11 protein-coding genes are annotated in these 14,939 nt (G+C 56.8%); 6 read left to right on the forward strand and 5 right to left on the reverse strand.

What is annotated here, in order from left to right:
- Positions 1-370 precede the first annotated feature (370 nt).
- Complete coding sequence (locus WH298_RS06495; protein ID WP_180822495.1) at positions 371-706, reverse strand: endonuclease domain-containing protein; 336 nt, start codon at positions 704-706, stop codon at positions 371-373.
- 173 nt (positions 707-879) lie between these two features.
- On the opposite strand from WH298_RS06495, the gene WH298_RS06500 reads away from it, so the two are divergent.
- The gene (locus WH298_RS06500; protein WP_009128093.1) at positions 880-1,362 is read left to right on the forward strand and encodes a YlaC family protein; all 483 of its coding nucleotides are present in this window, start codon (positions 880-882) and stop codon (positions 1,360-1,362) included.
- Here WH298_RS06500 and WH298_RS06505 read toward each other — a convergent pair.
- From WH298_RS06505 to WH298_RS06515, 3 genes are all read right to left on the reverse strand, one after another.
- Positions 1,359-2,771, reverse strand: a complete 1,413-nt coding sequence (locus WH298_RS06505; RefSeq protein WP_180823698.1) for an aminotransferase class I/II-fold pyridoxal phosphate-dependent enzyme — start codon at positions 2,769-2,771, stop codon at positions 1,359-1,361. The two genes, WH298_RS06500 and WH298_RS06505, sit on opposite strands and share 4 nt — an antisense overlap.
- A gap of 155 nt (positions 2,772-2,926) precedes the next feature.
- Complete coding sequence (locus WH298_RS06510; protein ID WP_009128090.1) at positions 2,927-5,017, reverse strand: putative bifunctional diguanylate cyclase/phosphodiesterase; 2,091 nt, start codon at positions 5,015-5,017, stop codon at positions 2,927-2,929.
- Between the two features lie 158 nt (positions 5,018-5,175).
- Positions 5,176-7,275 (reverse strand): putative bifunctional diguanylate cyclase/phosphodiesterase, encoded by a 2,100-nt coding sequence (locus WH298_RS06515; protein WP_180822496.1) that lies wholly within the window; start codon positions 7,273-7,275, stop codon positions 5,176-5,178.
- A 548-nt stretch (positions 7,276-7,823) separates the two neighbouring features.
- On the opposite strand from WH298_RS06515, the gene WH298_RS06520 reads away from it, so the two are divergent.
- Genes WH298_RS06520 through WH298_RS06540 form a run of 5 tightly spaced genes read left to right on the forward strand, consistent with a single transcriptional unit; the run spans position 7,824 to position 13,047 of the window.
- On the forward strand, positions 7,824-8,393 hold the full coding sequence (locus tag WH298_RS06520; RefSeq protein WP_009128086.1) for a spore coat protein U domain-containing protein: 570 nt from the start codon (positions 7,824-7,826) through the stop codon (positions 8,391-8,393).
- A gap of 38 nt (positions 8,394-8,431) precedes the next feature.
- Entirely contained in the window at positions 8,432-8,926 is a 495-nt protein-coding gene (locus WH298_RS06525; RefSeq protein WP_180823699.1) for a Csu type fimbrial protein, read from the forward strand.
- A gap of 28 nt (positions 8,927-8,954) precedes the next feature.
- On the forward strand, positions 8,955-9,650 hold the full coding sequence (locus tag WH298_RS06530; protein ID WP_049850640.1) for a fimbrial biogenesis chaperone: 696 nt from the start codon (positions 8,955-8,957) through the stop codon (positions 9,648-9,650).
- Positions 9,650-12,085: a fimbria/pilus outer membrane usher protein gene (locus WH298_RS06535; protein ID WP_180822498.1), complete on the forward strand. Its 2,436-nt coding sequence runs from the start codon at positions 9,650-9,652 to the stop codon at positions 12,083-12,085. The genes WH298_RS06530 and WH298_RS06535 overlap by 1 nt, the downstream gene beginning before the upstream one ends.
- On the forward strand, positions 12,082-13,047 hold the full coding sequence (locus tag WH298_RS06540) for a Csu type fimbrial protein (RefSeq protein WP_180822499.1): 966 nt from the start codon (positions 12,082-12,084) through the stop codon (positions 13,045-13,047). The genes WH298_RS06535 and WH298_RS06540 overlap by 4 nt, the downstream gene beginning before the upstream one ends.
- Positions 13,048-13,212: 165 nt before the next feature.
- Here the strand turns inward: WH298_RS06540 and tcuC are convergent, their stop codons facing one another.
- On the reverse strand, positions 13,213-14,559 hold the full coding sequence (gene tcuC / locus WH298_RS06545) for an MFS transporter (protein ID WP_180822500.1): 1,347 nt from the start codon (positions 14,557-14,559) through the stop codon (positions 13,213-13,215).
- Between the last annotated feature and the right edge of the window lie 380 nt (positions 14,560-14,939).

Below are 14,939 nucleotides of genomic sequence, written 5' to 3' on the forward strand. Positions count from 1 at the left end.
GGAAGATGCTGCTATGTGTTAGTTCTGAAGCTGCATGTGGCAGCGTCTCCTTCCTCCTCTTGTGGGGGAGGAAGATGCTGCTATGTGTTAGTTCTGAAGCTGCATGTGGCAGCGTCTCCTTCCTCCTCTTGTGGGGGAGGAAGATGCTGCTATGTGTTAGTTCTGAAGCTGCATGTGGCAGCGTCTCCTTCCTCCTCTTGTGGGGGAGGAAGATGCTGCTATATGTTAGTTCTGAAGCTGCATGTGGCAGCGTCTCCTTCCTCCTCTTGTGGGGGAGGAAGATGCTGCTATGTGTTAGTTCTGAAGCTGCATGTGGCAGCGTCTCCTTCCCCCACTTGTGGGGGAAGGCCGGGATGGGGGACCGCCAGCTCTATCCCTTTAAAGCCAGCATAATCACAGCGTGAACAGCCGCTGGCTCAAGCAGCACCTCATTATTCCAAAATCTCAATACTCGCCAGCCATCTCTATTTAATTCATGGGTGCGTCTATTGTCATATCTGACATTTTCAGCGTGCTGGGAGCCATCAAGTTCAATCGCAAGCCGCTTTTCAATACAAGCAAAATCTAATATGTAGGTACCAACGGCATATTGGCGGCGAAATCGCATTCCGCCACATTGTTGGGCACGCAGTAAAGACCATAACTTCCACTCTGCTGAGGTCATATTATTTCTCAGCTCGCGGCAGCGCTGCACATGATGTCGCATCGTGTTTCATCCTGAAAAGCGCATCCTGTTCTCTAAAATTCCCTGGCTCAATGCTTTCACGACATACTTGAGTAGCAGATTCCAACTGTTATAAAAAAACACAGCAAATCTGTCTCTAATTCGCTTCACTGTTATGTGCTTTACTGGCAGGCAGTGATAATTAGAGGTGAACAATGGACGCGATTAAACAAATTCTGCTCGACGAAATCGCCACGCTGAACCGTGAGGGGCAGCGCGATAACTTGCCGCGCTTTAGCTTTTCCTTCCTCAAAACCCATCCGGGACTCTGGGCCATCATGTACCTGTGCTACGCGCTGTGCGTGGCGCTGATCTTCTCGACCGACATGCTCGGCTGGCCCGCCTTCTGGTTTGCTACGGTGTTTGTGGTGGTGATGAGCGTGCTGATGCTGATGGATATCAATCCCAAATATCGCTTCGAAGATATCGATACGCTGGATTTACGCGTTTGCTATAACGGCGAGTGGTATTACGTGCAGCCGGTTTCGCAGCAGGCGCTGGATAAGATTCTGGATAACCCACAAACGCCCGATCGCGTGCGCAGCGGCATCGATCGTCTGATGAAGCAGAAAGGTGAAGTGGATTTCTACGATGTCTACTACCTCACCTGGGGCCACCAGCAGGCGGCTCAGGTTTAGTGGTTTAGCCCGGCAATCAGTTTGCCCAACGTTTCGACGGCCGCTTCGGCACGGCTATCCCACGGCCAGGCGGTGTTAAAGCGGAAACAGTGACTGAAGCCCTCGCTGCTGGAAAACAGCTGGCCGGGGGCAATGCTGATCCCTTGCTGCAACGCCAAATGATAAAGCTCAGTGGTATTGATCTGCGCAGGCAGCGCAATCCACAGGAAATAACCGCCCGGCGTGTCGCTGATGCTGGCATCAGCAGGCAGCACCCGCCGCAGCGCCTGCTGCGCCAGCTGTTTGCGTTTCGCTAACGTCTGGCGCAGCTTTTTCAGATGCGCATCATAGCTGCGCGTGCTGAGAAAATCGGCTAAGGCCAACTGCATCGGCGCGCTGGTCGACAGCGTGCTCATCAGCTGGATACGCTGTACGCGCTGCGCATGACGCCCAGCCGCCACCCAACCTACGCGAAATCCCGCCACCAGATTCTTAGAGAAACTGCCGCAGTGCAGCACGTTGCCATCACGATCAAAGGCTTTGGCCGGCAGCGGCTTGTCGTGGCCCTCATACAGATCGCCGTACACATCATCCTCAATCATCGCTACGTTGTAGCGCGCCAGCAACGCCACCAGCTGCTGTTTGCGCTCGGCGCTGAGCGTAAAGCCGAGCGGATTTTGCCGATTGGTCATCAGCCAGCAAGCTTTTACCGGCCAGCGCTGTAGCGCCTGCTCCAGCTCATCGAGATCCATGCCGTGTTCCACATCGCTGGCAATGGCGATGGCGTTCAGCTTGAGGCGTTCAATCGCCTGCAGGGCGCCATAAAACGAGGGATTCTCGAGGATCACCCAATCGCCGGGTTCGGTGACGGCTTGCAGGCTCAGGTTGAGCGCTTCCATCGCGCCGTTGGTAATCACAATGTCATCCGGCGACAGCGTAATACCCTGCTGCGCGTAGCGCTGCGCCAGAATTTTGCGCAGTTCTTCATTGCCCGGCGGCAGGTTGTTGAGCGCATCGGTGGGTTTAAGATTGTGCGAGACTTTTACCAGTGAGCGCATCAGCTGTCGCTGCGGGAACAGTTCGGGATCCGGGAAGGCTGAGCCAAACGGCATAATGGCGGGATTGCGCGTGGCTTGCAGCACGTCAAACACAAAGCTGTTGGTGTCGGCCTGATCGGTTTTGGCAATTTCCTGGGTGGGCAGCCGGGGACGACTTTCGGCAGCGCGCGGCGCCACGTAGTAGCCGGATTGCGGTTTCGATACGATCCAGCCCTGACTCTCCAGCACCTCGTAGGCGTGCATTACCGTCATCAGGCTGAGCCCGCTCTGCTCCGCCTGCTGGCGTAGCGACGGCAGTTTTTCGCCTGGCGGCCAGATGCGTGCCTCAATTTGCGTGCGAAGCTGCTCGACCAACTGCTGATATTTCGCCACCCGAACTCCGATGTAGAAGATTTGGCGGCTAGTTTCCCTCACCCTAACCCTCTCCCGCAAGCGGGAGAGGGAATGAGTCGGAAGGGACCGCGTGCTGGATCGGCTCCTTCTCCCGCTTGCGGGAGAAGGTTGGGATGAGGGGAAGCGTCGCCGGACTAAGGCATGCGCTCCAGCTCTAACACTTCCTCGTAAAAATTCGGCAGCTCGTTGATGCGATCCGGCGGCACCGGTTTACCCAGCAAATAGCCCTGCAACGTATCGCAGCCCAGGCCCGTCAGAAACGCCTGCTGATCCTGCGTCTCTACCCCTTCAGCGACCACTTTAAGATGCAGCGACTGCGCCAGCGCGACTATCGCTGACACAATGGTGGCGTCTTCCGAATGCGCCTGCAGTTCATTAACAAACGCGCGATCGATCTTCAGCTCGCTGGCCGGTAAACGCTTGAGATACAGCAAGCTCGAGTAGCCGGTGCCGAAGTCATCAATCGATGCCTTGACGCCCATATTGGTCAGCTCGGTGAGAATACGCACGCTCTCCTCCGGATCGCGCATCGCGGTGGTTTCCGTCACTTCCAGCGTCAGCAGCTCAGCCGGGATTTGGTGCTGCGCCAGCGCATCGGTCACCGTTTCAACCAGGTTGCTCTGTTCAAACTGCAGTGCCGACAGGTTGACCGCCACCGACCAGTGCGGATGCCCCTGTAAATGCCAGGAACGCAGCTGGCGACAGGCTTCGTTAATCACCCAGTTGCCGATACTCACAATCATGCCGGTCTTTTCCGCCATCGGCAGGAAGGTATCTGGCGCCAGTAGACCGCGTGTCGGATGCTGCCAGCGCAGCAGCGCTTCAAAACCGAGGATCGGCCCGCGCGGTGCGCAGTATTTTGGCTGATAGAACAGCCGTAGTTCATGGTTATCCAGCGCTTGCCACAGATCGTTATTCAGCTGCAGCTGGGACTGCGCCAGCATATTCATCGACGGCTGGAAGAAGGTGTAGCCGTTGCGACCGTTGTTTTTGGTGTGATACATGGCGGCATCGGCGTTAAACATCAGTTCGCGCTCGTCTTTGCCATCGCCCGGATAAACCGCAATGCCAATACTCAGCGACACCACCAGCTCGTAGCGCGAGATATCAAAAGGACGATCTACCGCTTTCACCAGCGAATCTGCCACCGCCGCCGCATCGTTGGGATCGTCAATTTCCAGCAGCAGGACAAATTCGTCGCCGCCCATGCGCGCCAGCGTATAGTGCCCTTTCATCTGGTCGGTCATGCGTTCGGTGACGCCGATCAACAGATTGTCGCCGACGTGGTGGCCAAAGGCGTCGTTGACGGCCTTGAAGCCATCGAGATCCATAAACATCAGCGCAAACTGTGATTTCTCACGGTTAGCTTTATTGATGGCTTGCTCAAGGCGATCTTCAAGCAGAATACGGTTGGGCAAGCGCGTCAGGTTATCGTGCAGCGCCAGCTGTGCCAGCTCGCGGTTGGCTTCGGCTAGCGAGTGGGCAAGGATTGAGGTGCGAGCCTGCAGGCGGGCATCCAGCATCGATACCAGCAAGGTAATGCCGAGGATCGCCAGCGTCACCACCGTCACCACCACCGCCAGCCAGTTGCTGTTCACGCCCATGTGCGTCGCGTGGCTCTGCATCGGGAAGTTGGCCGCGACCATGCCGGTGTAATGCATGCCGGCTATCGCACAGCCCATCACCACCGATGCGCCCAGCCGCAGGACGGTAACGCGTCCGTGTCCTTCACGCAGGTTGAACGCCAGCCATAATGCGGCGCCTGAAGCCACCAGCGCGATAGCCACCGAGGCCGCCACCCAGCCCCAGTTCCAGGTGATACCCGGCGAAAACATCAGCGCCGCCATGCCGGTGTAGTGCATGGCCACCACGCCGGTGCCCAGCACCAGCGCACCGCCGCACAGCCGTCGCCATGGCAGCGTCGGGGTTGAGCACACCAGCCACAGCGCAAACACCGAAGCCAGCACCGCCACCACCATCGAGGCGACGGTGAGCGTGGGGTCGTAGCTCATGACCATATCGAGGCTCATCGACAGCATGCCGATAAAGTGCATCGCCCAGATGCCGATGCCCATAGCGAATCCACCGCCGAATAACCAAACCAGCGCCACCTTGCCAGTTGAGGAAGCCACGCGTCCCGCCATATCCAGCGCGGTAAACGAAGCCAGCATTGCCACCAGGATGGAGACGATGACGGTAAACGAATCGTACGAAGTCACTAACATAGTGATTTCCCAAGTTAAAGCCGGGTTAAGTCAGCTGTGGTGTTGTGAAAAGTGAGGAATCTATTGGTTTTATTGTAGGAATTATCGGCAGAATACCTGCCGATCTGAGTCTATGAACGATGAAACCTTCCGATGCGGAAGAAAAGAAAAATGGTTTATCACGCCCTGGCCAGCGGTACGACGCTATTCGGCAACACCAGCGGAAGATTAAGCGCAGCGGTAAATTCGCCGATGCGCTCCGCCGGTGTTGGCTTACCGAGCAGATAGCCCTGCAAGGTATCGAAGCCTAATCCCGTCAGCAAGCGCTGCTGCTCCTCGGTCTCAACGCCCTCGGCTACCATGCGCAGGTTGAGCGTTTGCGCCAGCGATAACATCGCGCTGACCACGGCAGCATCTTCGCTGCCGGCGCGCAGGCTATTGATAAAGGCCCGGTCGATTTTCAGCTCGCTGGCTTCCAGATGTTTCAGATGCAGCAGATTGGCGTAGCCGATGCCAAAGTTATCGATCGCCACTTTTACCCCCAGCCGATGCAATTCGGCAATGCGCTGCTGGCTAAATTGCGGATCGCGCATGGCGATGCTCTCGGTGATCTCCAGCATCAACGTCCCGGCGGGTATCTGATGGTGCAGCAGTGCCTGGCGCACGCTATCGATCAGATCGCGCTGTTGGAATTGCAGGGCGGAAAGATTAACCGACACCGTCCAGTCAGCGTTGCCGGCATCGTGCCACTGTTTTAGCTGGCGGCAGGCTTCGTTAATCACCCAGTTACCCAGCGCGACAATCTGCCCGGTTTTCTCTGCTCGCGCCAGGAATGTGTCCGGCATCAGCAGGCCGCGACGCGGATGCTGCCAGCGCAACAGCGCTTCAAAGCCGATCAATACCGTGCCGCCCGCGCGGAATTTAGGCTGATAGAACAGGCGCATTTCTTGATATTCCAGCGCGTTCCACAGATCGTTGGCCAGCGCCAGCTGATGCTGAGCTACCGCGCTCATCGCCGGTTCAAACACGCACCAGCCGTTACGCCCGCTGTGTTTGGTGTGATACATGGCGGAATCGGCGTTGAACATCATCTCCTGCTGGCTGCGACCGTGCAGCGGGAAGATGACAATGCCGATACTGAGCGACACGCGCAGCGAATAACGATCGAGATCGAAAGGTGCATCAATCACCTGCACCAGCCGCTGCGCCAGTTGTGTCGCCTGATGGAGATAGCATTGCGGACACAGCAACACAAATTCGTCGCCGCCCAACCGCGCCAGTAAAATCTCTTCGCTCAACTCCACACGCAGGCGCTCGGCCACCGCAATCAGCAAGCGGTCACCAACGTGATGGCCCCAGGTATCGTTAACCGCCTTGAAGCCGTCGAGATCCATAAACATCAGCGCGAAGTTCTCATCCTGCAGCGTCGCCTGTTTGATCTGCGCAGTGAGTTCTTGTTCCAGCATCACGCGGTTCGGCAGCGCGGTCAGATTATCGTGCAGCGCCAGCTGGCGCAGTTCACTGTTGGCGCGCTTGAGTTTGGCCGCGAGACGCGCCGCGCGCAGCTGCGCATCCAGCATCGAAATCAGTAACATCAGCCCCAGAATGGTCAGCGTAATTATAGTGACCCACACCGCCAGCCCCTCTTCACTGGCGCCGTGATGCTGCATCATAACCGGCATGCTGAATTCTGCCGCCGCCATGCCGGTGTAGTGCATGCCCGCAACGGCAATGCCCATCACCAGCGCCGCGCAGGCGCGTAATAGCAGCAGGCTTTTGCCCTGACGCAAATGGAACGCCAGCCACAATGCCGCGCCAGACGCGGCATAGGCAATCACCACCGACAGCAGCACCAGCGGCATATTCCAGTAGATGGGGGTTTCAATCATTAGCGCGTTCATGCCGAGGTAGTGCATGACAATCACGCCGCTACCGAGGATGAGGGTGCCGCGCAGTAAACGCCGGCGCGTGAGATGGCTGCCCTGCACGCCCTGTGCAAAGGCAAAGATGGCGGCAACAATCGCCACCAGTAGGGAGATGGCGGTGAGCTGCATGTCATAGCGCATGGTCATCGGCATTTTCATCGCCAGCATGCCAATGAAGTGCATCGCCCAGATGCCGATGCCCATGGCGGTACCGCCGCCGATTAACCACAATTTTGCCAGCGTGCCGCGTGATACGGCCACGCGTCCGGCGCTGTCCAGAGCGGTAAAAGCGGCGATGAAGGCCACAATCAGTGAAACGGTAACCAGAACGCTATCCCAGGTAACCAGCAGCATGTGCGCTCCTAAACTCAACCCGCTGCGCAGCAGGTTCGGTGTCGTCAAATATCAACAAGGATGATAAAACGCCGATCAAGCGTGCTTAATGACCGCCTGTGGCGAAGTTCAACAAAAAGCCGTTCCAGACAAATCTGGAATGGTGGGGCTGGTTTTTTTTATATTCATCGTCAGTCTTTAATAGAAAAATTAATAATATCTGATTAATGCACGAACATATCATCGAACCGAAGCGCGTGGTAGAGGGGGGAATCACCGCTTGTTTAGTTTTTTTAACCACTCGCCACCCCTTGTGTTTACTGCGTTATCGGCGAAAAGTGGCAATTGATTAGGGAAAAAAGTGAACATTGGCGCACAAGGCCCGATTTGCTGATCTATAGTAAAGAAAACTGATATAAATCATTAATCCACCATCTAAGAATTTTCTTAGATAGCGGGCGCTTACGCTGTCGGGCTGCATGCGGCTCTTGTTTGATTTCGGATGTATTTGCATAAATGTATAACCAGGTGAAAAAGCACTGACCTTGGATAATCAGTAAGGAATGATTATGAAACTCAAGCTTTTTCTTGTGGCTACCAGCCTAAGCGCCGCACTTGCCCCTACTGCTGTTTTTGCCGCCACCACAACGGGAACCATCAATGCCACCTTGACGCTGACCACCGGTTGCTTAGTCAACGGTCAGTCAGCAACGACAGGGGTTAACTTTGGTACCCTGAACTTTGGTAGCAGCGCAGCAACCTTCGATACCCTGAACGCCACTTTAGTGGGAGCTTCGGGTAACGGCATCTTTGTCCGCTGCACCACCGGACAAACCTTCAACGTGCAGGTCACCAGCAGTAATACCGCACCGGCGACCATTTACGGTACGGTGAGCGGCCAGCCGCGTTACCTGACTCTTGGTTCTGATAATACTCAAGGCATTGCCTATACGCTGTATAGCGACGCCGCGTTTACCACCGCCATCGCTAATAACACCAACATCGCCGCCAGTGGCACCACGGACCCGACGCTCGGGACTAACTACGCCATTTATGGTCGCGTGGTGGGCGGCGGCTTTAACCCGTTGATTCCCGCAGGCACCTACACCGATACCATCAACGTGGCGGTGAATTACTGAGGGAAAGGATAATCAGGGTGGCCGTGGTGCAGCGGTTGATGCACAGTGCAGGCGGCCTCGCCCTGCTGATAGGGAGTGTCTCCGCCTGGGGGTTGCCGACAGCCACCTTTCAGGTCTCAGCATCAGTAGTGGCAGGCTGTGTCGTCTCCGGAACCAATACCGGGGTATTCGGCACGCTCAATTTTGGTACCCAATCTGGCGTGGCTTCCAGCAGCGTCAGCGCTAGCTATGTGCAAAGCACCACCATCAGGCTTGCCTGCACGCCAGGCACCGCCGTCAGCATGAGCATTAACGGCGGCAGCAACTACACCTCTAGCCGCAACCTCAAACACACCAGTAACACCAACACCGTGGCCTATAGCCTCTACACCAATGCCGCGCATACCACGGCGATCCCGGTAAACAGCGCCGTGGCGCTGAGTTACAGCAATGCCAACAACATTACTTTGCCAATTTATGGCCTGTTAACGCTGCCCGGCCCGACGCGCGCCGGGACCTATACCGACACCTTAACCGTCACGCTCAGTTGGTGACGTCAGTGATAAGAAGGATGATATGAAGATGAACCTGCGCGCCCGATTACTGTTGCTGCTTGTGGTACTCACGCCCGCGGTGCACGCCGCCAACTCGCTGATGGTCTGGCCCATCGATCCCGCCATCAATCCCGACGAAAAAGCCAGCGAGCTGTGGCTGGAGAATCGTGGCAATGCCACCACCATGATGCAGGTGCGCATCTTCAGCTGGCAGCAAATTAACGGCCAGGAGCAGTATCAAACCCAGCAGCAGGTGGCGGCGAGCCCGCCGATGGTGCGTCTTGAGCCGGGACAGCGCCAGCTGGTGCGCTTAATTAAACAAACCCCGCCGACTGCCGGACGTGAAATGGCGTATCGCGTGGTGCTGGATGAGATCCCCACGCCACGCACGCCAGGCGAAAACCAGGCGGGCCTGACTTTCCAGATGCGCTATTCGGTGCCGTTATTCGTGTATGGCGACGGCGTCACGCGCGATACGGCAAAACCGCAGCTGAGCTGGCAGGAAGTGAACAGCGGCGGCAAACGCTGGCTGGAGCTGACCAATCGCGGCAGCGGTCACGCGAGGTTAAGCAACGTCACCATTGGCGGACGCAAAATGGGCAATGGCTTGTTCGGCTACGTGCTGGCGAACAGCAGCAATCGCTGGCCGTTAACCAGCAGCGTGAGCGGTGAGCTGGCAGCAGATATGAATAAAGGCCACTGGAGCAGCGCTGCCGCGCGTTGATGAAGTTAACGCCGCATCCCTGCGCGCTGGCGGTGGCCAGCGTGCTCTGTATCAGCCCAATTACCAGCAGCGCGGAGACCTTCTCCGAGCTGCCACCGCCGCCTGCGCTGGAGAATAACGCCAGCGGCCAGCAATACATGCTGGAACTGGTGGTGAACCAGGGCGAACGTGGCGACATCGTCCCGGTGGAGCGCAAAAATGGGGCGTTCTGGGTGCGTCGTGGCGATCTGGAGCGCGCCGGTATTCCGGCCGGGAAACTGCAAGGGCAGCAGATCGACGTCAGCAATCTGAGCGGAGCGAAAGTGGAGTATGACGAACGCCGTCAGCGCCTGTTATTGACGGTGCCGCCCGCCTGGCTGCCGGGCCAGACTATTGGCCAACAGCTAAACGCGCCGCGCTTTCCCGGTCGCGCCAGCAACGGCGCCCTGCTCAACTATGACTTCTACGCTACGCGCACCGATAACGCCGGTTCGCGCCTCTCCAGCTGGAACGAACTGCGTCTCTTCGGCCCGGCTGGGCAGTTTTCAACGAACGGCGTGTACGTACAGCAACTGGAAGGCGGCGTCTCCGGCCAGCAGGAAGGCTACATTCGCTACGACACCTGGTTTAGCAACGAAAACGAGAACGCGGCAATCAGCTGGCGCGCCGGGGATTTGGTCACTGATGCGCTGAGCTGGAGCAACAGCGTGCGCCTCGGCGGGGTGCAGATTGGCCGCGACTTCAGCGTGCGTCCGGATCTGGTGACCTATCCGTTGCCGGCCTTTTCGGGCCAGGCGGCGGTGCCTTCGTCGGTCGATCTGTTTATCAACGGCTACCGCAGCGCGCAGGCGGATGTTCAGCCCGGTCCGTGGTCGCTCACTAACGTGCCGTTTGTGAACGGTGCGGGCGATGCGGTGATCACCACCACCGATGCGGTAGGACGGCAAATCACCACCACGCTACCGTTTTACGTCTCCAGCAGTTTGTTGAAACAGGGCTTATCCGATTACTCGTTCTCTGCCGGTGCGATACGCGAAAACTACGGCATTAAGAATTTTGATTACGGTGCCGCCGCCGCCAGCGGTTCTTACCGTTACGGCCTAACCGACTGGCTAACGCTGGAGAGCCATGCGGAGGGCAGCGACAGCGTGGCGATGGGCGGCGCGGGGGGATTGGTCAAGCTTGGCAGCCTGGGCGTGGTCAACGGCGCGTTGGCGCAGAGCCAGATGGCGGGCAGTGCCGGCACGCAATACAGCTGGGGTTATCAATACAACAACAGCTGGTTCAGCCTTGGCACGCAGCACACCATTCGTAGTGCCGAGTTCGGTAATCTCGCGCTGGTTGGCAGCCGTGGCGACAGCACCAATACCAGCTACTCGCTGTCACGCCGCAGCGCGCAATACACTGCCAGCGTGTCGCTCAGCGATTATGGCAGCCTTGGGCTGGCCTATTTCGATATCTCCGGCGGCAATGGCGATCGCACGCGTTTGATGAACCTGTCGTGGAGTAAAAACCTGTGGGGTAACAGCAGCCTGTACATCTCCGCCAGTCGCGATCGGGATCAGGGCGACTGGAGTGGCGCGATTTCTCTGGTGATTCCGTTTGGCGAACAGAGTAGTGCTTCGGTCAGCATGGAGCGCGACCAGCAGGGCAACAACAATCAACGCCTGTATGTGTCACGCGCGATGCCAACCGACGGCGGCTTCTCCTACGATGCCGCGTGGGCCAATCAAGGCAGCGACAGCGGGGATTATCGTCAGGGCAGCCTGCGCTATCGCAATAACAAAATCGATACCTCGGCCGGCTTTTACGGTGATAACGACAACACCACGCAGTGGGCCGATTTCACCGGTTCGGTGGTGTTAATGGATAACCGCGTGTTCGCTGCCAACGATATCAATGACGCCTTTGTGGTGGTGAAGACCGATTATCCCGACGTGACGGTGCGCTATGAAAACCAAACCATGGGCCGCACCGATAACGAGGGCTATCTGCTGGTGCCGTCCATCAGCAGCTATTACGGCGCCAAATACGATATCGATACGCTCGATCTCCCCGCCGATCGCACTGCGCCAAAAGTGGAACAGCGCTTTGCCGTGAAACGTAAAAGCGGCTATCTGCTTAACTTCCCGGTTGAGCGGTTACGCGCGGCCAGCGTGGTGTTGCATGACAGCAATCATCAGCCGCTGCCGATCTCCAGCCAGGTGTTACGTCCGAATCAAGCCACTGAATACGTTGGCTGGGACGGCATTGTGTGGATGGAAGATCTCGGCGCTAACAATCCGATTCACGTGGTGACGCCGGATGGGCGCAGCTGTGATACGCAGCTGGCGATTGCCGACGGCCAGCCAAAAGCGCTGGAAACCTACGGGCCGCTTACCTGTGCGCTGCCACCGCCACCGCAGGGTGCCGCGGTGAGCAGCGCGGATAATTCACAGTCAGGAATTTCACCATGAGAACGCTTCTGCTTCTGCTGGCGCTGTTGTTACTGCCTGGCGTTGGCTATGCCGCCTGCGGATTATCCGCACCGACCGCCACCTTCGGCTCTGTCACTACCTTTTCGGTTGGCTCAACCGTTAATCCCACATCCAGCACCACCAACGTCAACTGCGGTACCGGCGGCTTGTCTCTGTTGGGAACGGATTTCATTACTTATGCCTTCACCACCGCCACCAACCTCAGTGGCACGCGCGCGGCGCTAAAAACCTCGAGCGGCGGTACCGACAGCATTCCGATTCAGATGTGTATCGACAGCGCCTGTGCGACCGAATTACAACAGGGTGGCAGCTATCGCTGGAACTCATCATCGCTGCTGGCATTGGGGAACAGTCTCAACTTCAATATTCCGCTCTACTTCCGCACCGTGCCCGGCCAGGTGATTGCGGCGGGCACCTACACCACCACCATTACACTCACGGTGAGTTATAACGTCTGCGCAGGCGTGAACCTGCTGGGAGCCTGTGTGGGGACGCTGCAGACCAGCGCCGGCACAGCAATGCCAATTACCGTAAACCTGGTGGTCACCAATGACTGCACCACTATCACCGCGCCCAACGTCAGCTTTGGCAGTGCGCCGTTAGTCGGCAGTTTTTCAACGGTGCAGCAGACGATTAACGTGGTGTGTTCGAAGGGCAGCACTTACACCGTGGGCTTAAGCAACGGCAGCTACTACAGCGGCACCACGCGGCAGATGGCGAGCGGAACTAATCGGCTGGCGTATGACATCTACAAAGGTACGACGACGACTGCACGCTGGGGGCCGACCGGCACCGATCGCTGGAGCAGCACGACGTCGACCTCGTTAAATACGGATACCGTGACGCGCAACTTTACCTATACCGCACAAATTTTGACGACGCAGAATACGCCGGCAGCGGGGAATTATACCGATAGCGTGGTGGTGGATGTGTCGTTTTAGGTTTTGGGTTTTGGGTTTTGGGTTTTGGGTTTTGGGTTTTGGGTTTTGGGATAGTGCGTGCTGTCCCTCATCCCAGCCTTCTCCCGCAGGCGGGAGAAGGAGCCGATCGAGCGGTTTGTAGATTTGGTTATTACCTGACTATCCCCCTCTCTCGCTTGCAGGGGTTTACCTAACTATTCCCTCTCCCGCTTGCGGGAGAGGGTTAGGGTGAGGGGAACGATGCTCAGCCCGGTACTGCTTCACCCTACGGCCAATCAGCAGCGTACCCACCAGCCCGCACACCGCCGCGAATGACAGCCATACGCCCGGCATGGCTTTATCGCCAGTCGCATGAATCAGATAACTCGACACCGCAGGGGTAAAACCGCCGAACAGCGCCGTCGCCAGGCTATAGGCCAATGAGAAGCCGGTGGCGCGCACTTCTGCCGGCATAATCTCTGCCAGGTACACCACCATCGCCCCGTTGTAGCTGGCGTACAGGAATGAGAGCCACAGCTCGGCTTCAACCAGGTGGGCAAAGGTCGGCGATCCGACCAGCCAATGCAGCACCGGCCAGGTGGTGAGAATCATCAGGATAGTGCAAATAATCAGCAGCGGACGGCGCCCGACGCGGTCCGACAATGCGCCCATCACCGGCAGCCAAAACAGGTTCGAGATGCCGACAAACAGCGTCACCAAAAAGCTCTCTTTATCGCTCATCATCAATACCGTTTTACCGAACGTCGGGGTAAAGGCAGTGATCATGTAGAACATCACGGTGGTGGTGACCACCATCAGCATGCCTGCCAACACCAGCCCCCAGTTCTGGCCGACTGAGCGCATAATCTGGCTCATTGAGGGATGATGCTTACGCTGGCTGAAGGCTTCGGTCTCCTCCAGCATACGGCGGATGTAAAACAGGAACGGCACAATCATACAGCCCACAACAAACGGGATACGCCAGCCCCATTCGGTCACCGCGTCTTTCGCCAGCAGATGGTTTAAACCCAGGCCCAGCAGCGCCGCAAAGATCACCGCCACCTGTTGGCTACCTGATTGCCAACTGACATAAAAGCCCTTGCGCCCCTTTGGCGCCACTTCCGCCAGATAAACTGACACGCCGCCTAATTCAACGCCCGCCGAGAAGCCCTGCAGCAAGCGGCCGAGCAGAATCAGAATCGGTGCGGCGGCACCCAGCGTGGCATATCCCGGCACCAGCGCGATGGTCAAGGTACCGATGGCCATTAAGCCCAGCGTCAGCAGCAAACCTTTGCGTCGACCATGATGATCGATGTAAGCCCCGAGGATAATCGCGCCCAACGGACGCATTAAAAAGCCCGCGCCGAAGGTCATCAGCGTGAGCATCAAAGAGGCAAAAGGATCATCACCGGGGAAAAAGGTTTTGGCGATCGCCGTAGCGTAATAGCCAAACACCATGAAATCGTACATCTCAAGGAAGTTACCGCTGGTAACGCTAAAGATAGTTTTGGCACCGCCCTGCGGCGACTTTTGTAAAGAGTGACTTGCGCTCATATTGTCCTTCCTGGTTTTTCTTCCGTTTTAACGTGCTGAGCCAGGAATAAACGTGATCTTCTTCACCATTGCAGTTTACAAAAACATGATCAATGGTAACCAAAAATTAACAATCATATTTCATAAGCTATAGGAATAATATTAAAATTATTATTGATTGGCGAATTCAACCCTAAAAGAGCTATCGCCTTTTTAATTTATCAATTTCATTATTAATCATAAGCTAACTGAAAATACGTGGCGAAATGACCTATTGCTTTTAATGTGAAATTAATTAGCCCTATAAATAAGATTCTGCTCGATTCCGAGACAAGTCCCGTAGGATATTCGTTACCCGCGCTTTTATTCTTGGCCCGCTTAACGGCAATTCGGCCGTGGCT

Source organism: Pantoea nemavictus, from assembly GCF_037479095.1.
Taxonomy (GTDB): Bacteria; Pseudomonadota; Gammaproteobacteria; order Enterobacterales; family Enterobacteriaceae; genus Pantoea; species Pantoea nemavictus.